We start from the raw sequence: 23,800 nt of genomic DNA, 5'->3' as shown, positions 1-23,800 counted from the left end.
TGCGTTTTCCCTCTATTGCTGCGGCACGAAACAGTGCGAGGATAGAGGTCCCAGAGGTATTGATGGGTGTGAAAACAACACCGCTTCGGCAGTGATTACCCTGTTATTGCACCAACCCACGCAGATGCGTGGGTTTTTTTTTGCCTGCGTCAGGCCGCGCGCGTCGTCCGTATTTTCCCGCCTGCGCGTGCCGTCAACATCATCATTGTTCTTAACGAAACCCTTACCTTTTGCCGATAGAAAGGCGCGTAACATTTCGCCGATAATGCCCGCCGTGAAGCCCCGGCTGGTGGTTTTCATGCTGGCGAATTCGCGGCAGCGCCATCAGCCACTGCAGGTGGCTCACTTCATATTCCGCACCCTCCGGGATGTTCATTTTCTGTTTATCTGAAGAGTTCGATGATGACTCACCACTCACGCTCCGCGCGTTCCGGCTGGCTGAAATGGCTGCTTTTATTGATTGTGGCGGCGACCATCGCTGGCGTGGCCTGGCGTCTGTTGCCCCTCGGCAAAGCACCGGGCGGGGCGATGCCGCCTGGCGGACGCGGTGCGCCCGGCAGAATGGGCGGCGGCGCGACCCTGGTACACAGCGGCGTCGCGACCCGTGCCGATGTGCCGGTCTGGCTGAATGCGCTCGGCACGGTGATCCCCAACGCCAGCGTGACGGTCACCAGCCGGGTCGATGGTCAGCTGCAACAGGTCTTCTTCACCGAAGGTCAGAAGGTCAGCGCTGGTCAGCTGCTGGCGCAGATCGATCCGCGCAGCTACCAGGCGACGCTGAATCAGTATCAGGGCGAACTTAATCAGAACCAGGCGCTGCTGAAAAGCGCCGAACTGACGCTGGCACGCTACCGCAAGCTGGCGGCGCAGGACTCGCTGTCGCGCCAGGATCTGGATAGCCAGATCGCCACGGTAGGGCAGTATCGCGGGGCAGTCGCCGCCGATCAGGCGCAGATCGCCAGCGCCAGACTGAGTATCGAATATGCCCGCATCACCGCGCCGATCGCTGGTCGGGTCGGACTGCGTCAGGTCGACCCGGGCAACATGGTACAGACCTCCAGCAGCACCGGCCTGGTAACCATCACCCAGATGCAGCCAGCGGCGGTCACCTTTAGCGTGCCGCAGAGCGAAATCCCGACGCTGGTGAGCGCCCTGCATCAGAGCCAGAGCCTGCCCGCTACGCTGTTTGACCAGGATAACCAGCATCTGCTCGCCAATGGCGAGGTGAAGTACATCAGTAACCAGATCGATACCGCCACCGGCACCGTAGAACTGAAAGCGCTGTTCGCCAACCAGGATGAGTCGCTGTTTGCCAACCAGTTCGTCAATCTGCGGCTGCAGACCCGGGTGCTGAAAGGCGTAACGGTGATCCCGGCCCAGGCACTGCAGTTAAGCAGCGATGGCAGCTTTGTCTTCGTCATCAATCAGGACAACAGCGTCACGCGTAAAGCGGTCACCACCGGTCCGGCGGTTGACGACGATCATCAGGCGATCCTCAGCGGCGTTGCGCCGGGCGATCGGCTGGTCACCGAAGGAATCGATCGGCTGACTAACGGCAGCAAGGTTTCACTGGCGGATGAGACGCCTGCACCGGCAAGCGCTGAGGCCAAATGAATCCGTCACGGCTGTTTATACTGCGTCCGGTCGCCACCATCCTGCTGATGGTCGGCGTGCTGATTGCCGGCATTTTTGCCTATAAGTTTCTCTCCACCTCGGCGCTGCCGCAGGTCGACTATCCGACCATTCAGGTCACCACGCTCTATCCCGGTGCCAGTCCGGATGTGATGGCGTCGTCGGTGACCGCGCCGCTTGAGCGCCAGCTGGGCCAGATGGCCGGACTGAGTCAGATGACCTCCGCCAGCGCCAGCGGCTCGTCGGTGATTACGCTGAAATTCAGCCTCGATCTGTCACTGGATGTCGCCGAGCAGGAGGTGCAGGCTGCGATTAATGCCGCCGATAGCCTGCTGCCTGACGATCTGCCCAATCCGCCAACCTATAAAAAGGTTAACCCGGCGGACAGCGCGGTGATTACGCTGGCGGCCAGTTCCGACACGCTGCCGCTGACGCAGGTGCAGGATCTGGTAAATACCCGGGTGGCGCTCAAGCTGTCGCAGATTTCTGGCGTCGGGATGGTGACGCTGGCGGGCGGACAACAGCCGGCGATTCGGGTCCGGATCAACCCGAAAGCGCTCGCTGCCCACCATCTGACGCTGGAAGCGGTCAACACACTGATTGGCAACAGCAACGTCAACGGCTCCAAAGGCGGCTTTGACGGCAAATATCACTCGGTAACCATTGATGCCAACGATCAGCTGCGCACCGCCGCTGAGTACGGCAACCTGATCCTCAGCTATGAGAATGGCGCGGCGCTGCGGCTGAAGGATATTGCCCTCATTGAGCAGGGGCCGGAGAACAGTTTTCAGTCGGCGTGGGCCAATAATCGGCCAGCGATTGTGATCAACGTGCAGCGTCAGCCCGGCGCGAACGTGATTCAGGTGGTGGACAACATCAAGGCGCAGCTGCCGGTGCTGCAGGCGGCGCTGCCGGATGGGGTGAAGATGACTATCCTGTCCGATCGTACCCAGACCATTCGCGCCTCGATCAGCGACGTGCAGTTTGAATTGATGCTGTCGATTGCGCTGGTGGTGATGGTGACATTCCTGTTCCTGCGCAACGTGGCGGCGACGCTGATCCCCAGCGTGGCGGTGCCGCTGTCGCTGATTGGGACCTTCGGCGTGATGTATCTGGCGGGCTTCAGCCTCAACAATCTGTCGCTGATGGCGCTGACCATCGCCACCGGTTTTGTCATCGACGATGCGATTGTGGTGGTCGAGAACATCTCCCGGCGGCTGGAGCAGGGCGAATCCCCGCTGGAAGCGGCGCTGAAAGGATCACAGCAGATTGGTTTTACCATCATCTCGCTGACCTTTTCGCTGATTGCGGTGCTGATCCCGCTGCTGTTTATGGGTGACGTGGTCGGGCGGCTGTTCCGCGAGTTTGCCATCACCCTGGCAGTGGCGATTCTGGTGTCGATGGTGGTATCGCTGACCCTGACGCCGATGCTGTGTGCTTATCTGCTGCGCCACATTCCACCAGAGCGGCAGTCCACTTTTGCCCGCAAAGGCGGCGTGCTGTTTGATCGCCTGATTGGCGGCTATGACCGGCTGCTGACGGTGGTGCTGAACCACCAGAAACTGACGCTGCTGGTGGCGCTGGCGACGGTAGCCCTGACCGCACTGCTCTATCTGGTGGTGCCGAAGGGCTTCTTCCCGACTCAGGATACCGGTCTGATTCAGGGAGTGACCGTCGCGTCGCAGGATGTCTCTTTCAGCGCGATGGCCACCCGGCAGCAGGCGCTGTCGGCGCTGATCATGAAAAACCCGGCGGTGGAAAGCGTCTCCTCGATCATCGGCATTGATGGCACCAACAGCAGCCTTAACAGTGGCCGCCTGCAGATCAACCTCAAGCCGTTTGCCGCGCGTGACGTCAAGGCGGATGAGGTGATTAAACAACTGCAGCAGGCCACCGCCGGTGTGACCGGGATTCAGCTCTATCTGCAACCGGCGCAGGATCTGACGGTTAACGATCAGGTCTCACCGAGCCAGTATCAGTTCACACTTGACGACGCCGACAGCGAGAACCTGGTGAAATGGTCACCTGCGCTGGTGGCGGCCCTGCAGCAGCGGCCAGAGTTTAACGGTGTAGTGAGCAACCTGCAGGATCAGGGACGTGTCGCCTTTGTGGAGCTGAACCGCGACAAAGCGGCGCGCTACGGCATCACGGCGGCGGACGTGGACACTGCGCTTTACAACGCCTTCGGTCAGCGGCTGGTGTCGACCATCTTCACCCAGTCGAATCAATATCGGGTGGTGCTGGAAGTCGCGCCCGCCTGGCAGCAGGGTCCGGCATCGTTTGATGATATCTATCTGCAACCGTCCGACAGCACGGACAGTTCGGACAGTTCGGATAGTTCGGACAGCAGCACGACAACCTCCGGCAGCAGCACCGCTTCGACCACCAGCACCACGGCCAGCAGCGGGATGGTAAAACTGACCTCAATTGCCACGATTCACCAGCGAACCGGCGCGCTGATGCACATGCGGCTGAACCAGTTCCCGGCGGTGATGATCTCCTTCAACCTCAATCCCGGCTATTCGCTGGAGCAGGGGCAACAGGCGATCGCGGCAGTGCGGCAGCAGCTTGCGCTGCCGCAGAGCATTACGCTGCGCTATCAGGGCGAAACCTCGGCGTTCCAGAGTGCCACCAGCAACACGCTGTGGCTGATTCTGGCGGCGCTGATCACCATGTATGTGGTGCTCGGCATTCTGTATGAAAGCTTTATCCATCCGGTCACCATCCTCTCGACGCTGCCGTCGGCGGCGGTCGGGGCGCTGTTGACGCTGCTGCTGGCCGGCACCGAATTCAGCCTGATTGCGCTGATTGGCGTGATCCTGCTGATCGGCATCGTCAAAAAGAACGCGATTATGATGATCGACTTTGCGCTGGAGGCGGAACATCAGCAGCATCTCAGCCCGCGCGAGGCGATCCACCAGGCCTGCCTGCTGCGCTTCCGGCCGATTCTGATGACCACCATGGCGGCGCTGCTCGGCGCACTGCCGCTGATGCTGGCGTCCGGGTCTGGCGCAGAACTGCGTCAGCCGCTGGGGCTGGTGATTGTCGGCGGACTGATCGTCAGTCAGGTGCTGACGCTGTTCTCCACGCCGGTGATCTACCTGTGGTTTGATGCGCTGGCACAGCGCGGCAAGCGCTGGGTGAAACGTCGTCAGCAACCGGCGCGGAGCGGACAATGAATCTGACCCGGCTGTTTATCTTCCGCCCGGTGGCGACGCTGCTGCTGACGCTGGCGATTCTGCTGCTCGGCGTACTCGGCTATCGTCTGCTGCCGGTCGCGCCGCTGCCGCAGGTCGATTTCCCGACCATCATGGTCAGCGCCAGCCTGGCCGGTGCCAGTCCGGAAACCATGGCGGCGACCGTCGCCACGCCGCTGGAGCGTTCACTCGGACAGATTGCCGGTATCACCGAGATGACCTCCAGCAGCTCGCAGGGTTCCAGCAGCATCATTCTGCAGTTTGAAATGGATCGCGATATCAACGGCGCGGCGCGTGACGTGCAGGCGGCGATCAACGCGGCGCGCAGCCTGCTGCCGAGTGCGATGGCGTCATTGCCGACCTACCGCAAAGCCAATCCGTCCGATGCGCCGATTGTGATGCTGGCGCTGACCTCTGCCACCCGCACGCCCGGTGAACTCTACGATCTGGCCGAGAGCAAAATCGAACAGGCGATGGGCCAGGTTAACGGCGTGGGCGAAGTCTCGCTGATGGGCAGTGCCCTGCCGGCGGTGCGGATTGATCTGCAACCGCTGAAGCTGACCCACTATGGTATTTCGCTGGATACGGTGCGCAGCGCGGTGGCGAACAGCACCACCAATCTGCCCAAAGGCGTGCTGCAGGGCAGCGGGCAGTCATGGCTGGTCGACAGCAATGGTCAACTGGATAAGGCGGCCAGCTATCGCGATCTGATCGTTAGCTATCAGCAGGGCAAAGCGGTGCGGCTGCACGATGTCGCCACGGTTTACGACTCGGTGGAAGATCGCTATCAGGCCGGTTTTCTCAATGCCACGCCCTCGGTGATGATCGGCATCAAGCGTCAGGCAGGCGCCAACATGCTCGACACCATCGACGCCATAAAAGCGCAGTTGCCGCAGCTGGAAAAAGATCTGCCGGCGGATACGCAACTGCGCATCGTCGTCGACCGCTCGCCCGGCGTGCGCGCCTCGCTGTATGACACCGAAGAGACGCTGCTGATTGCGGTATTGCTGGTGATCGCGGTGGTGTTTGTTTTTCTGCGCAATCTGCAGGCGGTGATCATTCCGGCGCTGGCCTTGCCGGTATCGCTGATCGGCACCTGCGCGGTGATGTATCTGCTTGGCTACAGCCTCGATAACCTGTCGCTGATGGCGCTGATTATCGCCACCGGTTTCGTGGTTGACGATGCGATCGTGGTGCTGGAGAACATTACCCGCCACATTGAGCGCGGGTTGAGTCCGCTGCGGGCGGCGTTGCGTGGGGCGCAGGAGGTGAGTTTCACCGTACTGTCGATGACCATCTCACTGATCGCGGTGTTTATTCCGATCCTGCTGATGGGCAGCATCGTCGGACGACTGTTCCGCGAATTCGCCGTTACCCTCACCGTGTCGCTGCTGATCTCGCTATTTGTCTCACTCAGCCTGACCCCGATGCTCTGTGCCCGGCTGCTGAAGCCGAAACCGCCGCTCAGCCAGCGGCCGCACCCGCTCTACCAGGCGATTGAGAACCTGCTGAATCGCCTGCTGGCCGCCTACGCGCGCGGGCTGGCATGGGTGATGCGTCATCAGAAACTGACGCTGCTCAGCCTGCTGCTGACCGTGCTGCTCAACCTGTTTCTCTATTCGGTGGTACAGAAGGGCTTCTTTCCGAATCAGGATACCGGGCTGTTGATGGGCGCACTGCGCGCCGACCAGAACATCTCATTCCAGGCGATGAAGCCGAAGATGCAGATGTTCACCAAAATCATCGAGGCCGATCCGGCGGTAGAGAGCGTCATGTCGTCGATGGGCAGCGGGATGTTCGGTGCGCGCAACAGCGCCAACTTCTTTGTCCGGCTGAAAGATTTCGATCAGCGTGATGCCACCGCCACCGAAGTGGCGAACCGGCTGAGCCGTAAAACCAGCCAGCTGGCTGGCGCACAGATGTTCCTGATGGCGGCGCAGGACCTGCACATTGGCGGACGCAGCGCCAACGCCACTTATCAGTACAGCTTACAGGCTGACGATCTCGATCTGCTGCGCAGCTGGACGCCGAAAGTGCAGGCGGCGCTGGCGGCGATCCCCCAGCTCAACAGCGTTGATTCGGATTCGCAGACCGGCGGCCAGGAAGTGGAACTGACCATCGATCGTGATCGCGCCACCCGGCTTGGGGTCAACGTGCAGATGCTGGATACGCTGCTGAATAATGCCTTCAGCCAGCGGCAGATCGCCACGCTCTATCACACCCTGAATCAGTATCACGTGGTGATGTCGTTGCAGGATAGCGACACCGCCAATCCGGCGATGCTGCAACAGCTGTATGTGATTAACGACAGCGGCGATCGTATTCCGCTGTCGGCCTTTACCCGCTTCAGCGGCGGCAACGCCCCGCTGGCCGTGACGCATCAGGGCCAGTCCGCCACCAGCACCGTGGCTTTTAACCTCAATGATGGCGTCTCGCTCGAGCAGGCGCAGGGGTTGATCAAGCAGGCGATGGCGAAGCTGGGCCTGCCCGCCACCATCCAGGCCGGTTTTGCCGGGACGGCCGCCGCCTTTTCTCAGCTCACGGCCACCATGCCGTGGCTGATTCTGGCGGCGCTGGCGGCGGTCTATATCGTGCTCGGCGTGCTGTATGAGAGCTATATCCATCCGCTGACCATTCTGTCGACCCTGCCGTCAGCGGGCGTCGGCGCGCTGTTACTGCTGCTGCTGACTAACACCCAGCTGACGGTGATCGCGCTGATTGGCATCATTCTGCTGATCGGCATCGTCAAAAAGAACGCCATCATGATGATCGACTTCGCCATCAGCGCCGAAAGAGAGCAGGGCATGACGCCGCAGCAGGCGATTACCCAGGCCTGTCTGATGCGCTTCCGGCCGATCATGATGACCACGCTGGCGGCCTTTTTTGGTGCCTTACCGCTGGCACTTGGCAGCGGCGGCGATGCCGATCTGCGCAGTCCGCTCGGGATCGCTATCGCGGGTGGTCTGGCGCTCAGCCAGCTGCTGACGCTGTTCACCACCCCGGTTATTTATCTGTGGCTCGATCGTCTGAGCCGTGCCACTCAACGTCAATGGCGTCGTCTGCGCCATGCGGAATCCTGATTGATGAAACCCGTTATCCCGCTTGTTCTGATGCTGCTGCTGAGCGGCTGTACTGTTGGTCCCGACTACCAGCGCCCCGCGATGGCGATACCGATTCACTATAAAGAGGCCAAAGGCTGGCAGCAGGCGACGCCGCGCGATCAGCAGGGCAAAGGCGAATGGTGGGCGGTTTATCACGACGCCACCCTGAGCGGCCTGCTTAGCCAGGTGAGTATCTCGAACCAGAACGTCGCCAATTATGCGGCGCAGTACCGTCAGGCGCAGGCGCTGGCGAGCGAGTCACGCGCCGCGCTGTTTCCGTCACTGGGTTATGACAGCAGCGTGACGCGCAGCGGCAGCCACGCCACCAGCAGCAGCGCCCGCACCACCAGCAGCAGCCATCAGGCCGAACTGAGTGCCAGCTGGGAGCTGGATCTGTGGGGCAAACTGCGTCGCACGCTGGAAGAGAATCGCGCCAGCGCGGCGGCCAGCGCGGCGGAACTGGCCAATATCACCCTTAGCGCCCAGTCTGAACTGGCGCAGGACTATTTCCAGCTGCGTTTTATCGACCAGAAAATTGCGCTCTATCAGCAGAGCGTGGCGGCCTACCAGCGCTACCTAAAGGTGATCACTAACCAGTATCAGGCTGGCACGGCGTCGCTCGCTACCCAGGCACAGGCGCAGATGCAGCTGGAGAGCGCCAGCGCCTCGGCGCAGGATTATCAGTGGCAGCGTGCCCAGATGGAACACGCCATCGCGCTGCTGGTGGGCAAAGCGCCGGCGGACTTCAGCCTGCCTGCCGCGCCGTTGCACGCCACGCTGCCCACGGTGCCGGCCGGGCTGCCGAGCCAGCTGTTGCAACGCCGTCCTGATATCGCCTATGCCGAACGTAACATGGCGGCCGCTAACGCCGCGGTTGGCGTGGCGGTGGCTGGTTACTATCCGGATCTCACCCTCAGCGCCAGCGGCGGCGTCAGTTCATCGGCACTGCATTCGCTGTTCTCATTGCCCAACCGCGTCTGGTCGCTGGGGCCGGAGCTAAGCGGCACGCTGCTCGACTTTGGCGCCACCTCGGCGCAGGTTGATCAGGCACGTGCCAGCTGGGATGCCAGCGTCGCCAGCTATCGTCAGACGGTATTAGCAGCGTTACAGGAGGTGGAAGATCAGCTGGTGGAACTCAACACCCTGCAGGGCGAGATTGCGGCCCAGCAGCGCGCAGCCGTGGCGGCTCAGACATCAGCGCGGGTGACGCGCAATCAGTATGAGGCCGGGATGATCGACTATCTCGACGTGGCCACCACCGAAAACAGCAGCCTGACCGAACAACAGAGTTTACTGACGCTGCAAAGCACCCAGTGGGTCAGCAGCGTGGCGCTGATTGCCGCGCTGGGCGGTGGCTGGCAGACACCCTGATTGCGGCGGATAATTCTGTTGTCGAACTGCGTCAAATCCTGCATCGTGAGGGGCTATTTTTCACGATGCTAAGGAGCAGGCATGGTATTCACATTATTGCGTCTGGTATTCCGCCTGTTATGGCGGGTCGAACTGCGCGGCGACGTTGCCGAACTGCATAAGCAGAAGGTATTGATCACGCCGAACCATATGTCGTTTCTCGACGGCATATTGCTGGCGTTATTTTTGCCGATTAAGCCGGTTTACGCGGTCTATTCAACCATCAGCGAAAGCTGGTTTATGCGGCTGGTTAAACCCTTTATCGACTATGTGCCGCTCGATCCCACTAAGCCGATGGCGCTGAAACAGCTGGTGCGGCTGATCGACAGCGGCCGCCCGGTGGTGATCTTCCCGGAAGGACGGATCACCGTGACCGGATCGCTGATGAAAATCTACAGCGGGGCCGGATTTGTCGCGGCGCGATCTGGCGCTAACGTGGTACCGATGCGGATTGAAGGGGCGGAGTTTACGCCGTTTGGCCGGCTGGCGGGTATATTCAAACGCCGCCTGTTTCCGCGCATCACCCTCAGCATTCTGCCGGCGACCCGTATCCCGATGCCGGAAGCGAAACGCGCCCGCGATCGGCGGATACTGGCGGGCGAACATCTGCATCATGTGATGATGGAAGCCCGCATGGCGGTACGCCCGCGTGAAACTCTGTTTGAAGCCTTTCTCGCGGCCCGTTCACGCTACGGTGCCTTCAGGCGCTGCATCGAAGATGTCAATTTCAAGCCCGACAGCTATAACGGCTTGCTGAAGAAATCGCTCGGCGTCGGCCGTATTCTTGAACGCTACAGCCAGCCGCGCGAAGTGGTCGGGTTGCTGCTGCCAAACACCACCGTCACCGCGGCGGCGATTTTCGGTGCCTCGCTGCGTGGCCGGGTACCGGCGATGCTCAACTACACCGCGGGCGTCAACGGCATGCGGGCTGCCCTGACTGCGGCGCAGATTAAAACCGTCTTCACCTCGCGTCAGTTCCTCGACAAAGGTAATTTGTGGCATCTGCCGCAGGGACTCGACGAGGTGCAGTGGATCTATCTGGAAGATCTGAAAGATACGGTGACGCTACAGGACAAACTGTGGATTGTCGGCCATCTGCTGATGCCTCATCGCGCTCAGCTGTCCCAGCAGCCGGAAGACGCGGCGATGGTGCTGTTCACCTCTGGCTCAGAAGGCAACCCTAAAGGGGTGGTGCATTCGCATAAAAGCCTGCTGGCGAACGTCGAACAGATTCGCACCGTGGCCGACTTTACCCCGCGTGACCGCTTTATGTCGGCGCTGCCGCTGTTCCACGCCTTTGGCCTGACCGTCGGCCTGTTTACGCCGCTGATGACCGGCGCGCAGGTGTTTCTCTATCCCAGTCCGCTGCACTACCGCATCGTGCCGGAGCTGGTCTATGACCGAAACTGCACCGTACTGTTTGGTACTTCGACCTTCCTTGGCAACTATGCCCGCTTTGCTGCCCCTTACGACTTTGCCCGCCTGCGCTATGTGGTGGCCGGAGCCGAGAAGCTGCAGGAAAACACCCGCCAGCTCTACATGGAAAAATATGGCATTCGCATCCTCGAAGGCTATGGGGTAACCGAATGCGCGCCAGTGGTGGCGATTAACGTGCCGATGGCGGCGAAAGCGCACACCGTGGGACGCATTCTGCCGGGGATGGATTCGCGACTGATGTCGGTGCCGGGCATTGAGCAGGGCGGACGGCTGCAGCTGCGCGGCCCGAACGTAATGAAAGGCTATCTGCGGGTTGAAAATCCCGGCGTGCTGGAAGTGCCGGTCGCCGACGATGGTGAAGGCAATCAGGAAGCGGGCTGGTATGACACCGGCGATATCGTCAGCTTTGATGAGGCGGGCTTCTGCCAGATTCAGGGACGCGCCAAACGCTTCGCCAAGATCGCTGGCGAGATGGTGTCGCTGGAGATCGTCGAGCAGATCGCCCTGAAAGCGTCGCCGGACAAACAACATGCCGCCTCGCTGCGGCCGGATGGTCAGCGTGGCGAGGCGCTGGTGCTGTTTACCACCGACAGCGAACTGGCGCGTGATGGCCTGCAAAAAGCCGCCCGTGAGCTGGGTGCGCCGGAGCTGGCATTGCCGCGTGATATCCGCGTGATGAAGCAGTTGCCACAGCTCGGCAGCGGCAAACCGGATTACGTGACGCTGAAAAAACTGGCTGAAGAGGAGCAGGCATGAACATCGAACGGGATGCGCCGCTGATGTCGCGCGGCATGATCGCGGTGATCGTAGCCCAGTTCTTTTCGGCATTCGGCGATAACGCGCTGCTGTTTGCCACGCTGGCGGTGCTGAAAAGCCAGTACTATCCCGACTGGAGCCAGCCGGTGTTGCAGATGCTGTTTGTCGCGACCTACATTCTGCTGGCCCCGTTTGTCGGGCAGATGGCCGACAGCATGGCGAAAGGGCGGGTGATGATGATCGCCAACAGCCTGAAACTGCTGGGCGCGCTGGCGATCTGCTTCGGCTTCAACCCGTTCCTTTGCTATACCCTGGTAGGAGTCGGCGCTGCGGCCTACTCACCGGCGAAATATGGCATCCTCGGTGAAATCACCCACGGCGGAAAGCTGGTGAAAGCCAACGGGCTGATGGAAGGTTCAACCATCGCCGCCATTCTGCTTGGCTCGGTGGCGGGCGGTATGCTGGCTGACTGGCACCTGCTGGCCGCGCTGGGACTCTGCGCCGTCACCTACGGCATCGCGGTGGTGGCCAACCTGTTTATCCCGAAACTGCAGGCGGCGCGTCCGGGGCAAAGCTGGCAGATCGCCGCCATGCTGCGCAGCTTTTTCCGTGCGGCAGCGGTGCTATGGCGTGACGCCGAAACGCGCTTTTCACTGCTCGGCACCAGCCTGTTCTGGGGCGCGGGCGTCACGCTGCGTTTCCTGCTGGTGCTGTGGGTGCCGGTGGCGCTGGGCATCAATGACAACACCACGCCGACCACCCTGAATGCGATGGTGGCGATCGGTATCGTGCTGGGTGCGGCCGCGGCCGCAAAACTGGTGACGCTGGAGACGGTGCGCCGCTGTATGCCTGCCGGGGTGCTGATTGGCGTCATGGTAGTGGTCTTCTCGCTGCAGCATACCCTGCTGAATGCCTATCTGCTGCTGATGGTGATTGGCGCGCTGGGGGGCTTCTTTGTGGTGCCGCTGAATGCGCTATTGCAGGCACGCGGTAAAGAGAGCGTCGGCTCGGGAAATGCGATTGCGGTGCAGAATCTCGGGGAGAACAGCGCGATGCTGCTGATGCTGGGGCTCTATACGCTGGCGATTAAAGCCGGTGCGCCGGCGGTGGCGACCGGTATCGGTTTTGGCGTGCTGTTCGCGCTGGCCATCGCGCTGTTGTGGCTATGGCGACCGGCTAAGCGCTAATCCGCTGGCCGCCTCCTGCCGTCGCAGGCAGAGAGGCGGCTACGCCGCCGTTGTCAGTTAGCGACGAACGGCAATGGCCTCAATTTCAATCTTCACATCTTTCGGCAGACGCGCTACTTCGACACAGGACCGGGCCGGGAACGCCGCCTGATGCTCGGTGAAGAACGCTTCATAGGCCGCATTCACCGTAGCGAAATCATTCAGATCCTTGACGAAAACCGTGGTTTTCACGATATCTCCGACCTGCAGGCCAGCCGCTTCAACAATCGCTTTTACGTTATCCAGTGACTGACGCGCCTGGGCGGTCACATCATCGGCCACCAGGCCAGTGGCGGGATCGACCGGAATCTGGCCGGAGGTGATGATCATGCTGCCGAGATCGACACCCTGAACATAAGGGCCGATAGCGGCAGGGGCTTTTTCGGTACTGATTTCACGAGACATTATTGCTCCTTGAATAAGACAGTAGGGCGGTGAGCCCGCCGGTGCTGACCATTATAGGGTTGGCCGGAACGATTACCAGTGACCCAGCACCACATGGCGCGCGAACTCTTTTTCACAATATTTGCACTTCAGGTGGACATCATCGGCGCGCTGCTTGACCGCAAAACTGGAGAAGACCGGCTCGCTGCGGCTGATGCAGTTGCTGTTCGGGCAGGTCAGCACCCGCTCAACGTGCTCCGGCAGCGTCGGGGCGATCTTCGCCACCACTTCATAATCGTCGATGCGGTTGACCGTGGCATGCGGTGCATAGACCGCCAGCTGATTGACCTGATCGTCGGTCAGAAAGGTGTTTTCAATCTTGATCAGATCCTTACGCCCCATCTCACCTGACGGCAGATTCAGGCCAATGGTGATGCGCTGATCGGTTTCGGTCAGACGGAACAGGGAGAGCAGCTTAAAGCCGACCTGCGCCGGGATATGGTCGATGACCGTGCCGCGCTTGATCGCTTCGACCTGCAATTTGTTGTCATGTGTCATCTGAGGATCTCCTTACAGGGCGAGTTCGCTGTTTAATACTAACGCCAGCAGAGCCTGGCGGGCGTAGATGCCGTTCCCGGCCTGCTGGAAGTACCAGGCGTAAGGGGTTTTATCGACATCGGTAGTGATTTCGTCGATGCGCGGCAGCGGATGAAGCACTTTCATGTTGTCACGTGCCGTCGCCAGGTCGGACGCCCGCAGAATAAACTGCGCTTTGACGTTGGCATATTCCGACGGGTCGAGACGCTCTTTCTGTACCCGCGTCATGTAGAGAATGTCGAGCTGCGGCATCACCTCTTCAAAGCTGTCGTGCCGTGACCAGACAATGTTTTTCTCATCCAGCATATCGGTGATGTAAGCCGGCATCGCCAGCGCATCAGGGGCGATAAAGAAGAAGCGGTTGCCGTCAAACTTCGCCAGCGCCTGGGTCAGGGAATGGACGGTGCGGCCATATTTCAGGTCGCCGACCATCGCCACATTCAGCTGGTTCAGGCGACTCTGGGTCTCCTGAATGGTGAAGAGATCGAGCAGCGTCTGGGTCGGATGCTGGTTGGCACCGTCACCGGCGTTGAGAACCGGCACGCCGCCGGAGAACTCGGTCGCCAGCCGCGCCGCACCCTCCTGCGGATGACGCATCACAATCGCATCGACATAGGTGCTGATCACCGAAATGGTGTCGGCCAGAGTTTCGCCCTTTTTCCCCAGCGAGGTGTTGCTGCCGTCGGCAAAACCTACCGCCGATGCGCCGAGCCGATGAATCGCCGTTTCAAACGACAAGCGGGTGCGGGTCGAGGCTTCAAAGAAGCAGCTGGCGATCACGTTGTGCTTCAGCAGTTCCGGCTGCGGATGCGCTTTGAGCTGTGCAGCGGTATGCAGCACCAGTTCCAGCTCGTCACGGCTGAGGTCGTTGATCGAAATAATGTGCTTGCGATATAGCGGGTTAGCCATAGCTTTCTCCTCTGCGCGGCCGGATTGCGGACAAAAAAAAGCCCCTGCTTAAGGGGCTTTTTTATGATCGGGTCGATGACCGAAAGAAACAGCGGCGCCGCCTGCGGTCAGGCGTGATTGAGCGTCAAATTGTCCGCTGCGCTGTAGCATATTTCCTCCGGCAAATTGTGGCGCATTATACCCATTCGCGGCCGGGCAGCAAGGAAAAATCGTGCCCGAGGGAATCGTTTGCGCCCGCTCCGGCACGGCCTGACTGGCACGCAGACAGACCGGCAATCTGACGCAGCGGGTCAGCGCTGACCGAGCGTCGCCACCATCACCGCTTTGATGGTGTGCATGCGGTTTTCCGCCTGATCAAACACGATGCTGTGCGGCGACTCAAACACCTCGTTGCTCACTTCCATGCCATTATGCAGATCGTACTGTTCCGCCATCTGCCGGCCCAGCGTGGTCTGATCGTCATGGAAAGCGGGCAGACAGTGCAGGAACTTCACCTCAGGATTGTGGGTCAGATCGAGCATCGCCTGGTTGACCTGATAATTTCGCAGCAGGGCGATGCGCTCTTCCCACACTGCTTTGGCTTCGCCCATCGATACCCAGACGTCGGTGTAGATGAAGTCAGCGCCGTTGACGCCGTCGGCAATATTATCGGTGAGGGTAATTTTACCGCCGGTCTGCTGCGCGACTTTGCGACACTGTTCTACCAGCGCGGCCTCTGGCCAGCAGCTTTGCGGTGCCACCAGCCGCAGATCCAGCCCGACCAGCGCCGCCGCTTCCAGCATGGTGTTGCCCATGTTGTTACGCGCATCGCCGACGTAGACCAGCGTCATCTGGCTGAGCTTTTTACCCGGCAGGTGCTCCTGCATTGTCAGCAGATCGGCCAGTAACTGGGTCGGATGAAACTCCGTGGTCAGGCCGTTCCACACCGGCACGCCAGCATGCTCAGCCAGGGTTTCCACCAGCGCCTGGCCGTAACCGCGATACTGAATGCCATCGTACATCCGGCCCAGCACCCGCGCGGTATCGCGCATCGACTCTTTATGGCCAATCTGGCTGCCGCTTGGGCCGAGATAAGTAACGTTAGCGCCCTGATCGTAAGCGGCAACTTCGAAAGAGCATCGGGTACGGGTCGAGTCTTTTTCGAAGATGAGCGCGATGTTTTTGCCTTTCAGGGAGGGGACTTCACTGCCACTTTTTTTAGCGTGTTTTAATTCAGCCGCAAGGCTAAGCAGGTAATCAATTTCGGCCGGGGTAAAATCCAGTAGCCTGAGGAAATGGCGCTGATACAGCTGACTCATACAACACTCCGGTAACCATATAAAGTGAATTAAAATTCAATCTAACCGTATGAATATGCATTTTCAAGCCCGATGAGAATAAACTTTTCGTTTTGTGTAGTGGCGCGACAGGCAGTGTGGGAAAATAATTGTTTATTGCCGAACTCAGAGAGGACATCGTCATGGCATATGAAGCATTATTGGAAGAGCAGCGTGAAGAGACGCGCCTGATCATTGAAGAGCTGCTGGAGGATGGCAGCGATCCCGATGCGCTTTATACCATCGAGCACCATCTCTCGTGCAACAACTTCGATTCACTGGAAAAGGCCGCGGTTGACGCCTTTAAGCTGGGTTATGAAGTGACCGAGCCGGAAGAGCTGGAACTGGAAGATGGTACCACCGTGATGTGCGTTGACATCATCAGCGAATCGGCGCTCAAGCCAGAGCTGATTGATGTGCAGGTTGAGCAACTGGTGAACCTGATCGGTAAATACAATGTCGACTACGACGGCTGGGGCACCTACTTCGAAGACCCGGACGCCGAAGATGAAGATGACGAAGACGCCATCGACGATGAAGATGATAACGGCATTCGCCACTAAGTCGCGCAGGGCGGGGAATTCTCCGCCTCTCTTCTTTTCCAGCCTCGTTTTAACACCATGAACTACGCACCGTTACTTGAACCGATTTATCAGTTTCTGCACTGCCGTACGCCCCAGGCCTGGATTGATGAGGCGCGTAAACCGGAAAATCTGACCCTGTTATTAACCGATCACCTGGTGTGCGAGCTGAAAGCCGCGCAGACCGCGGTGTGGTTGATCCGCAAATATGTGGCCGACAAACCCAGCGGTGAGGCGATTCTCGGCTGGCTGAAACCGTACGAAGATTTTATCTTCCGCGAAGATGGCGACAGCGACTTTATCAATGCGCATAAAAATCTCACCAAACGCATCATCGTCCGTAATGAACTGCCGTGGGCGGATGATCTGGTGGAAAAGATGGTGCTGCTGATTAAAGAAGAGCTGCATCACTTTTATCAGGTATGGGAAATTATGCAGTCGCGCGGGCTGGTCTATCAGAAGATCACGTCCAGCCGCTACGCGAAATCGCTGCTGCGTGAGGTCACCACCCATGAGCCAGAGACGCTGGTGGATAAGCTGATTTGCGGTGCCTATATTGAAGCGCGATCCTGTGAGCGGTTTGCCAGTCTGGCGCCGTGGCTGGATGCGGATCTGGAGAGCTTTTATATCTCACTGCTGCGATCGGAAGCGCGTCACTATCAGGACTATTTAACCCTGGCGGCCCGAATATCCGCGAAGGATATCGCGCCCAGGGTACAGGCGATCGGGGCAACCGAAGCGCGCTTAATCAGCGAACCGGACAGCGAACTACGTTTTCACAGCGGGTTACCGGCATTCTGATAAAAGTAAACGGCGCTGTTACGGCGGCCGTTTATTTTTTTAAATTGAACCGGTTTGATTTAGTTAATAATAATCATGTAAACGTTAATTATTAAGTTAATGCGGCTTAGTAACTTTCGCTAAATATTATTTGCGTCATCCCTCACAGAATGTTTTTTCTCTGCTGTTTTTTCTCTGCGGAATAAGTATATTGCCCTTGCCGAATTAGGGTTGTTATTATTTTAAGCAAAACCTGATTTACACTTTCTCTTTGCCAGAGAGGGAGTGTGAATCAGGTTTTTTTTTGCGCCTGGTACAGACGGAAAACAGGTCAGACACCTTATTCCGGACTGCCAATTTTGCTAACACGCATTTAATGGAAGGAGTCTTAAAATGAGGGGAAGGACCTGTATTCTGTTATTTATTCCACTGTTTTTTCCGCCGTCTGTGGCGTGGGCCGATTATTCCGATGCGCCTGCGCTCTCTGACAATGCTTTCCTGCACGATTCGCAGCTCGATCTCAGGCTGCGCAATTACTGGAAATATCTCAAGGAAAACGCAACACACCCTACCACCGTTCATAACGCCTGGGGGCAGGCGGCAAGTCTGGATTATCGTTCCGGCTATCTGTGGGACTGGCTGGGTTTCGATGCAACCTATACCCGCGTAATCAGGCTGGGGGCCAGCGACAACTTTGCCTCGCGCGGTCTGCTTTACGACAGCGGCGGTAATCAGCAAAAAGCGGACGCACACGGCTTTAGCAAGTTTGGCCAGCGCTATCTGAAAGTGAAACTGGGCGACAGGCAGGCGGGGTTCGAAGGGAAAGCGGGCTGGCAGGAGTTAAAAAACATTGGCGTGCTGACCAACACTAACCGCCTGTCGCGTAACAGTTACTCAGGCTATAGCGGCGCGCTGAACCTGCAGAATGTGCGGCTGGATTTGGCTTATGTGACCAAAACGATACGCCACGATTCGCCGGACAGCATTGCCCTGCAAACCCAGGATAAACGAACCATTGCGGCGATCTATACTGGCGCACTGAGCTATACCGGTGACCGTGGACGGCTCGCCTACGCATTTGGCGAAGCGCAGGATTACCAGCGGCGTCATGTTATCGAAGCGAGTTACTCGCTCTCGCCGCACTGGCGTCTCTCCTCGCAAATTTATGGCAGTCAGGGGCTGGAAAATTATAAAAATATGGCGGCCAGCAAAAGATCGTTCGACGATCGTGCCTGGCACTATGTCGGCGAAGCTGACTGGATTAACGATGGATGGACACAAAAACTGGCTGCCGCCTGGACCTCGGCGCCCAAACATAATGCGGTGGGATATTATGCGCGGCCGCTGACAAAAAATACCCGCGGGCGTTTTACCTCACTCACCTCTGCCGGGAAAGATTATACCCGTGATAAAGAACTGGCCCTGGTGGCGCAGACGGAGTTTGAAATTTCAAAAGGCATTTTTAGTGGGTTTCAGATTAACTATGGGCAGTTTAAATACCGTAATGCGCATATACGTTCGGGAGAAATTGCGCTGATTAATCGCTTTATCGAACCTCATCCAGCCCTGAAAAATCTCTCCATCTCTACGCTGTTCGGTTATGGCTGGTCATATAAGAATAATAAAGAAACGCCGCTATTTAATGCGCAAGGAAACGCTATGCGTTCTCCCTGTCTTTCGGCCGAAATCGCGATTGAGTATAAATTAAACCTGTTCAAATAAGGAAAATAGCATGAAGAAAATAGTTAAAGCATTGCTGATTTTTGTGGCAATTGGGGCCGGTGCAGGCGAAGCCTTCGCTGCCGATGTGACAATCTTTGTTACGCGGCATGGCAAAACGATGTTTAACACGGTTCAGCGCGTGCAGGGATGGGCAGATACGCCGCTAACGCCAGCGGGCGTGGAGGTAGCGGAAAAGCTGGGACGTGGCCTGCAGACGGTGCCGTTTATCGCCGTCTGGTCCAGCGATGCAGGCAGGGCGAGACAAACCGCGCAGCTTGTGATGCACGGATGGAAAGCGCCGCTGCCGTTAAACGAGCTGAAAGGGTTGCGGGAAGTGGGCTTTGGACTGTATGAAGGCGATCTGGATAAGAACATGTGGGATGCCGTCGCCCGTCAGGCTGGTTATGCCTCTGAAGCGGCAATAATGAAGGCATTTGCCGCAGGCAAGGTTCATATCGACCAGATGATCGACACGATCCGGCAGGTGGAAGCAGCCGGCACGTCGTCACTGGCAGGCATTAAATCAGCAGGGATGGCCGAAAGCTATCAGCAGGTGGCGAAGCGTATGGTGGATAGCCTGACCCGGATAGCGCAGCAGGCACAACAGCAGGGCGGCGGTAACGTTCTGGTGGTGACGCACGGCATGGCGATTGCGACGCTGCTGATGGCGCTGGGTGATACCACGTTAAACCAGCCGCTGCAAAATGCGAGCGTGACCCGGCTGCGCTATACCGACAGCGGGGAGTTCGTGATTGAATCCATCAACGACATGAGTTACGTCGGGCGCGGCTCATAACGTTCGCAACATGCGCACTTCACAGTCTGTATGGCCTGTGCAGCCTAATGCGCTGTCGATCAGCTCAAAGCCCAGCGACTCATAGAGCCTGATGGCGCGCGTCAGGCTACTGGTGGTTTCCAGATAGCAGCGGCGGAAGCCGCGCTGGCGCGCATGTTCCATCGCTCTTAGCGCCAGTTCGCGCGCCACGCCGAAGCCGCGCACTTCTGGCAGGAAATACATCTTCTGCAGCTCGCAGATATCGGGCGCGCTGCAGGCGAGCGGGGCGACGCCGCCGCCACCGACCACTTTACCCTGATGCTCCACAATCCAGTAGGCGCTGTGCTCGGCGCTGTACAACTCGAACAGGTGGTCGAGCTGCGGGTCGGATACGGTGTATCCCTTATCAGCCGTCAGGCCGAACTCCGCTGAAACGTCGCGGATGACCTGGGCGATATGCGGATTGTCGGCGGCAGTAATCGGCCGCACCTGCAGATCAAGGCGCGTGGTGGTGGGTGTCGTCATCATCTCTTCCGGATTTGTACGAGGTCAATAAAAAAGCCGGGCGAGCCCGGCTTTATGAATAAGCTGTCAGCTACGACGCTTACAATGCCGCAATCACTGCCTGCTGTTCAATCAGTTTTGCTTTTGATTGTTGCAGTTCGGCGACGCGTTCACGCTCTTTCACCACTACCGCTTCCGGCGCGCGGGAAACAAAGCCTTCGTTGGCCAGCTTGACCTGAATCTTGTCGATTTCGACCTCCAGTTTAACCAGCTCTTTCGCCAGTCGCTCCAGTTCGGCAGTTTTATCCACCAGGTCAGCCATCGGGATCAGTAGCTCAGCGCCTTCAACGATTTTGGTCACCGAGACCGGGCCTTTCTCGCCAGCTGGCAGAATGGTCAGGCTTTCCAGACGCGCCAGGCGCGACAGGAAGTTACGGTTCGCTTCTACCCGACGCAGTGCCGCTGGTGAGCAGTCACGCAGCAACACATCCAGCGGTTTACTCAGCGCGATGTTCATTTCGGCACGAATATTACGCACCGCCACGATCGCCTGTTTCATCCACTCAATATCCGCTTTCGCTTCGGCATCCTCTTTCGCCGCATCAAACTGCGGGAAAGGTTGCAGCATGATGGTGTCGTCGCTGATGTTTTTCAGTCCCTTCACGCGCTGCCAGATGGTTTCAGTGATAAACGGAATAATCGGGTGCGCCAGACGCAGCAAGCCTTCCAGCACGTTTACCAGCGTATGGCGGGTGCCACGCAGTTCCGCTTCGTTACCGCTGTTCATCACCGGCTTGGTCAGCTCCAGGTACCAGTCACAGAACTGGTTCCAGGTGAAGTCATACAGCAGGTTAGCAGCGATATCGAAACGGTAGCTGTCGAGCGCGTCACGGTAGGCTTTCACCGTGCTGTTGAACTCGGTCAGGATCCAGCGATCTGCCAGCGACAGCGTCATTTCGCCACCGTTCTGGCCGCAATCCTGATCTTCGGTGTTCATCAGCACAAAGCGGCTGGCGTTCCACAGCTTGTTACAGAAGTTGCGATAACCTTCCAGGCGCTTCATGTCCCAGTTGATGTCGCGACCGGTTGAGGCGAGGGCGGCGAGGGTGAAACGCAGCGCATCGGTGCCTGACGGCTCAATGCCGTTCGGGAACTGCTTCTCGGTGCGTTTGCGGATCTTCTCGGCCAGCTGCGGCTGCATCATGTTGCCGGTGCGTTTTTCCAGCAGCGCTTCCAGCGAAATGCCGTCAACCATATCCAGCGGGTCAATCACGTTGCCCTTGGATTTTGACATCTTCTGGCCTTCTTCATCACGAATCAGACCGGTCATGTAGACGGTTTTAAACGGCACCTGCGGTTTGCCATCTTCATCTTTGATGAAGTGCATGGTCAGCATGATCATGCGGGCAATCCAGAAGAAGATGATGTCGAAGCCGCTCACCAGCACGCTGGTCGGGTGGAAGGTGCGCAGTGCTTCGGTGTTTTCCGGCCAGCCAAGAGTGGAGAACGTCCACAGGCCAGAGGAGAACCAGGTATCCAGCACGTCGTCATCCTGACGCAGCGCCACATCGGCGGCCAGGTTGTTTTCAGCGCGGACTTCATCTTCGGTGCGGCCAACATAGACGTGACCGTCGTTGTCGTACCAGGCCGGGATGCGGTGACCCCACCACAGCTGACGAGAGATACACCAGTCCTGAATATCACGCATCCAGGAGAAGTACATGTTTTCGTACTGCTTCGGCACAAACTGAATGTCACCGTTTTCAACCGCTTCGACCGCCACTTTCGCCAGCGGGGCGGTGCGCACGTACCACTGGTCAGTCAGCATCGGTTCAATCACCACGCCACCCCGATCGCCATAAGGTACGGTCAGGTCGTGCGGTTTGATCTCTTCGAGCAGGCCAAGCTGATCGACGGCAGCGACGATCGCTTTACGTGCCGCAAAACGCTCCATCTTCTGGAACGCGGCCGGGATCTCATCTGAGCAGGCATCGCTGACTTCGCCGTTGGTGTCATACACCTGGGCGCGCTCGCGGATATCGCCGTCAAAGGTCAGAATGTTGATCATCGGCAGCTTGTGACGACGACCGACTTCGTAGTCGTTAAAGTCATGTGCCGGGGTGATCTTGACGCAGCCGGTGCCTTTTTCCATGTCAGCATGTTCATCGCCAACAATCGGGATCAGACGGCCAACCAGCGGCAGCATGACAAATTTGCCAATCAGATCTTTGTAGCGCGGATCTTCCGGATTGACCGCCACGCCGGTATCGCCCAGCAGGGTTTCCGGACGAGTGGTGGCGACCACCAGATAATCTTTACCGTCAGCCGTTTTGGCACCGTCGGCCAGCGGATAGCGGATGTGCCACATAGAGCCTTTGCTCTCGCGGTTTTCCACTTCCAGGTCAGAGATGGCAGTGCGCAGCTTCGGATCCCAGTTCACCAGGCGTTTGCCACGGTAAATCAGGTTCTCTTTGTACAGGCGGACGAACACCTCTTTCACCGCGTTGGACAGACCTTCGTCCATGGTGAAACGCTCGCGCTCCCAGTCAACGGAGTTGCCGAGACGGCGCATCTGACGGGTGATGGTGCCGCCGGATTCCGCTTTCCACTGCCAGATTTTGTCAATGAACGCATCACGGCCATAATCCTGGCGCGTTTTGCCCTCTTCAGCCGCAATCTTGCGCTCAACCACCATCTGCGTGGCGATGCCCGCGTGGTCGGTACCGGCCTGCCACAGGGTATTTTTCCCCTGCATGCGCTGGTAGCGAATCATGGTATCCATGATGGTTTGCTGGAAGGCGTGACCCATGTGCAAGCTACCGGTGACGTTCGGCGGCGGGATCATGATGCAAAAGCTTTCCTGGCTGGTATCGCCATTCGGTTTGAAGTAGCCCTGCTTTTCCCAATGCTCGTAAAGCGGCTGCTCGATATCTTGCGGGTTATATGTCTTTTCCATTTCTGCTATGTCGTTTGCGGCTGTGGCGGCGTTGCCGTATTCAATTGGAAACCAACGCTGCGGTACGCTTTATAGCGGTCGCGCGCCAGCTGTTTGAGAGATTCTTCGTAAGGAACGAAGTCTATCACTTCATGGAAAGCAGTAGCAAAATCTGCGAACTGTGGCAGCAGGCTAATTAACAGGTCGCGGGGCGAACTGCCGCGACGCTGCGGCCAGGCCAGTTCAACCGGCGCGCCGTAGCGCGGGCCTTCACCGGCGAGGTTATGCGGCACGAAGGCATTCGCCGGACGTTGCCACAGCGCTTCGTCGAGACGAATCGCCTGCTGCTCATCTTCACAGGCGATCAACACCCGCTTTCCGGCCCGCCAGCGTGTTTCCGCCAGATTGCACACCAGCGCTTCGATGGCGCTCAGGCCGTCGCTCGGTGCATCGGTTTCCAGCACGTAGAAGGTTGCGTTTTTCATCAGCTTGCTCGTCAGAAGATCAAGGGCGGAATCTCATCCGCCCTTGTAGTCAG

18 protein-coding genes are annotated in these 23,800 nt (G+C 58.5%); 10 read left to right on the top strand and 8 right to left on the bottom strand.

Going from position 1 to position 23,800, the window contains the following annotated elements; genetic code table 11:
- Positions 1 to 12: 12 nt before the first annotated feature.
- Positions 13 to 300: a hypothetical protein gene (locus ACLIBF_RS18510; RefSeq protein WP_279809666.1), complete on the bottom strand. Its 288-nt coding sequence runs from the start codon at positions 298 to 300 to the stop codon at positions 13 to 15.
- A 99-nt stretch (positions 301 to 399) separates the two neighbouring features.
- Here ACLIBF_RS18510 and ACLIBF_RS18505 point away from each other — a divergent pair, with 99 nt between their 5' ends.
- The 6 genes from ACLIBF_RS18505 (at position 400) to lplT (ending at position 12,720) form a co-directional block, all read left to right on the top strand.
- Positions 400 to 1,614 (top strand): efflux RND transporter periplasmic adaptor subunit, encoded by a 1,215-nt coding sequence (locus tag ACLIBF_RS18505; RefSeq protein WP_159223201.1) that lies wholly within the window; start codon positions 400 to 402, stop codon positions 1,612 to 1,614.
- Positions 1,611 to 4,811: an efflux RND transporter permease subunit gene (locus ACLIBF_RS18500; RefSeq protein ID WP_069728805.1), complete on the top strand. Its 3,201-nt coding sequence runs from the start codon at positions 1,611 to 1,613 to the stop codon at positions 4,809 to 4,811. The genes ACLIBF_RS18505 and ACLIBF_RS18500 overlap by 4 nt, the downstream gene beginning before the upstream one ends.
- Positions 4,808 to 7,909 (top strand): multidrug efflux RND transporter permease subunit, encoded by a 3,102-nt coding sequence (locus ACLIBF_RS18495; RefSeq protein WP_448310255.1) that lies wholly within the window; start codon positions 4,808 to 4,810, stop codon positions 7,907 to 7,909. The genes ACLIBF_RS18500 and ACLIBF_RS18495 overlap by 4 nt, the downstream gene beginning before the upstream one ends.
- Positions 7,910 to 7,912: 3 nt before the next feature.
- Positions 7,913 to 9,301 (top strand): efflux transporter outer membrane subunit, encoded by a 1,389-nt coding sequence (locus ACLIBF_RS18490; RefSeq protein ID WP_448310253.1) that lies wholly within the window; start codon positions 7,913 to 7,915, stop codon positions 9,299 to 9,301.
- Between the two features lie 81 nt (positions 9,302 to 9,382).
- A complete protein-coding gene (gene aas, locus ACLIBF_RS18485) occupies positions 9,383 to 11,533 on the top strand; it encodes a bifunctional acyl-ACP--phospholipid O-acyltransferase/long-chain-fatty-acid--ACP ligase (RefSeq protein WP_448310251.1) in 2,151 nt (716 codons plus the stop codon).
- On the top strand, positions 11,530 to 12,720 hold the full coding sequence (lplT, locus tag ACLIBF_RS18480) for a lysophospholipid transporter LplT (RefSeq protein WP_279809670.1): 1,191 nt from the start codon (positions 11,530 to 11,532) through the stop codon (positions 12,718 to 12,720). Before aas ends, lplT begins: the two co-directional genes overlap by 4 nt.
- Before the next feature lie 57 nt (positions 12,721 to 12,777).
- On the opposite strand, the gene ridA is transcribed toward lplT, so the two are convergent.
- The 4 genes from ridA to argF all read right to left on the bottom strand — a co-directional run bounded on the left by ridA (position 12,778) and on the right by argF (position 15,947).
- Entirely contained in the window at positions 12,778 to 13,164 is a 387-nt protein-coding gene (ridA, locus tag ACLIBF_RS18475; protein WP_031375828.1) for a 2-iminobutanoate/2-iminopropanoate deaminase, read from the bottom strand.
- 72 nt (positions 13,165 to 13,236) lie between these two features.
- Positions 13,237 to 13,701, bottom strand: a complete 465-nt coding sequence (gene pyrI, locus ACLIBF_RS18470; protein ID WP_031375827.1) for an aspartate carbamoyltransferase regulatory subunit — start codon at positions 13,699 to 13,701, stop codon at positions 13,237 to 13,239.
- A gap of 12 nt (positions 13,702 to 13,713) precedes the next feature.
- A complete protein-coding gene (pyrB, locus tag ACLIBF_RS18465; protein ID WP_031375826.1) occupies positions 13,714 to 14,649 on the bottom strand; it encodes an aspartate carbamoyltransferase in 936 nt (311 codons plus the stop codon).
- Between the two features lie 290 nt (positions 14,650 to 14,939).
- Entirely contained in the window at positions 14,940 to 15,947 is a 1,008-nt protein-coding gene (gene argF, locus ACLIBF_RS18460; RefSeq protein ID WP_031375825.1) for an ornithine carbamoyltransferase, read from the bottom strand.
- A gap of 161 nt (positions 15,948 to 16,108) precedes the next feature.
- Between argF and rraB the strand changes: the two genes are divergently transcribed.
- From rraB to ACLIBF_RS18440, 4 genes are all read left to right on the top strand, one after another.
- Complete coding sequence (gene rraB, locus ACLIBF_RS18455) at positions 16,109 to 16,528, top strand: ribonuclease E inhibitor RraB (RefSeq protein ID WP_069728807.1); 420 nt, start codon at positions 16,109 to 16,111, stop codon at positions 16,526 to 16,528.
- 57 nt (positions 16,529 to 16,585) lie between these two features.
- Complete coding sequence (miaE, locus tag ACLIBF_RS18450; RefSeq protein ID WP_031375823.1) at positions 16,586 to 17,347, top strand: tRNA isopentenyl-2-thiomethyl-A-37 hydroxylase MiaE; 762 nt, start codon at positions 16,586 to 16,588, stop codon at positions 17,345 to 17,347.
- A 372-nt stretch (positions 17,348 to 17,719) separates the two neighbouring features.
- Positions 17,720 to 19,048, top strand: coding sequence for an OprD family outer membrane porin (locus tag ACLIBF_RS18445; RefSeq protein ID WP_031375822.1), 1,329 nt, complete (start codon positions 17,720 to 17,722; stop codon positions 19,046 to 19,048).
- Positions 19,049 to 19,058: 10 nt separating this feature from the next.
- Positions 19,059 to 19,844: a histidine phosphatase family protein gene (locus ACLIBF_RS18440; protein ID WP_031375821.1), complete on the top strand. Its 786-nt coding sequence runs from the start codon at positions 19,059 to 19,061 to the stop codon at positions 19,842 to 19,844.
- Here ACLIBF_RS18440 and ACLIBF_RS18435 read toward each other — a convergent pair.
- The 3 genes from ACLIBF_RS18435 to ACLIBF_RS18425 all read right to left on the bottom strand — a co-directional run bounded on the left by ACLIBF_RS18435 (position 19,839) and on the right by ACLIBF_RS18425 (position 23,747).
- Positions 19,839 to 20,351, bottom strand: coding sequence for a GNAT family N-acetyltransferase (locus ACLIBF_RS18435; RefSeq protein WP_371316231.1), 513 nt, complete (start codon positions 20,349 to 20,351; stop codon positions 19,839 to 19,841). The two genes, ACLIBF_RS18440 and ACLIBF_RS18435, sit on opposite strands and share 6 nt — an antisense overlap.
- 76 nt (positions 20,352 to 20,427) lie before the next feature.
- Positions 20,428 to 23,283, bottom strand: coding sequence for a valine--tRNA ligase (locus ACLIBF_RS18430; RefSeq protein ID WP_031375819.1), 2,856 nt, complete (start codon positions 23,281 to 23,283; stop codon positions 20,428 to 20,430).
- 5 nt (positions 23,284 to 23,288) lie between these two features.
- Positions 23,289 to 23,747: a DNA polymerase III subunit chi gene (locus ACLIBF_RS18425; RefSeq protein ID WP_031375818.1), complete on the bottom strand. Its 459-nt coding sequence runs from the start codon at positions 23,745 to 23,747 to the stop codon at positions 23,289 to 23,291.
- Positions 23,748 to 23,800: the final 53 nt, after the last annotated feature.

Source organism: Pantoea sp. PGP6, from assembly GCF_053474785.1.
Note: the sequence above shows the minus strand (reverse complement) of the source record. Positions and strands in the feature narration are given on the sequence as shown.

Coding starts and splice junctions, on each gene's coding strand:
- ACLIBF_RS18510 (WP_279809666.1), bottom strand. CDS start 300: ATGAAAACCACCAGCCGGGGCTTCACGGCGGGCATTATCGGCGAAATG.
- ACLIBF_RS18505 (WP_159223201.1), top strand. CDS start 400: ATGATGACTCACCACTCACGCTCCGCGCGTTCCGGCTGGCTGAAATGG.
- ACLIBF_RS18500 (WP_069728805.1), top strand. CDS start 1,611: ATGAATCCGTCACGGCTGTTTATACTGCGTCCGGTCGCCACCATCCTG.
- ACLIBF_RS18495 (WP_448310255.1), top strand. CDS start 4,808: ATGAATCTGACCCGGCTGTTTATCTTCCGCCCGGTGGCGACGCTGCTG.
- ACLIBF_RS18490 (WP_448310253.1), top strand. CDS start 7,913: ATGAAACCCGTTATCCCGCTTGTTCTGATGCTGCTGCTGAGCGGCTGT.
- aas (WP_448310251.1), top strand. CDS start 9,383: ATGGTATTCACATTATTGCGTCTGGTATTCCGCCTGTTATGGCGGGTC.
- lplT (WP_279809670.1), top strand. CDS start 11,530: ATGAACATCGAACGGGATGCGCCGCTGATGTCGCGCGGCATGATCGCG.
- ridA (WP_031375828.1), bottom strand. CDS start 13,164: ATGTCTCGTGAAATCAGTACCGAAAAAGCCCCTGCCGCTATCGGCCCT.
- pyrI (WP_031375827.1), bottom strand. CDS start 13,701: ATGACACATGACAACAAATTGCAGGTCGAAGCGATCAAGCGCGGCACG.
- pyrB (WP_031375826.1), bottom strand. CDS start 14,649: ATGGCTAACCCGCTATATCGCAAGCACATTATTTCGATCAACGACCTC.
- argF (WP_031375825.1), bottom strand. CDS start 15,947: ATGAGTCAGCTGTATCAGCGCCATTTCCTCAGGCTACTGGATTTTACC.
- rraB (WP_069728807.1), top strand. CDS start 16,109: ATGGCATATGAAGCATTATTGGAAGAGCAGCGTGAAGAGACGCGCCTG.
- miaE (WP_031375823.1), top strand. CDS start 16,586: ATGAACTACGCACCGTTACTTGAACCGATTTATCAGTTTCTGCACTGC.
- ACLIBF_RS18445 (WP_031375822.1), top strand. CDS start 17,720: ATGAGGGGAAGGACCTGTATTCTGTTATTTATTCCACTGTTTTTTCCG.
- ACLIBF_RS18440 (WP_031375821.1), top strand. CDS start 19,059: ATGAAGAAAATAGTTAAAGCATTGCTGATTTTTGTGGCAATTGGGGCC.
- ACLIBF_RS18435 (WP_371316231.1), bottom strand. CDS start 20,351: ATGATGACGACACCCACCACCACGCGCCTTGATCTGCAGGTGCGGCCG.
- ACLIBF_RS18430 (WP_031375819.1), bottom strand. CDS start 23,283: ATGGAAAAGACATATAACCCGCAAGATATCGAGCAGCCGCTTTACGAG.
- ACLIBF_RS18425 (WP_031375818.1), bottom strand. CDS start 23,747: ATGAAAAACGCAACCTTCTACGTGCTGGAAACCGATGCACCGAGCGAC.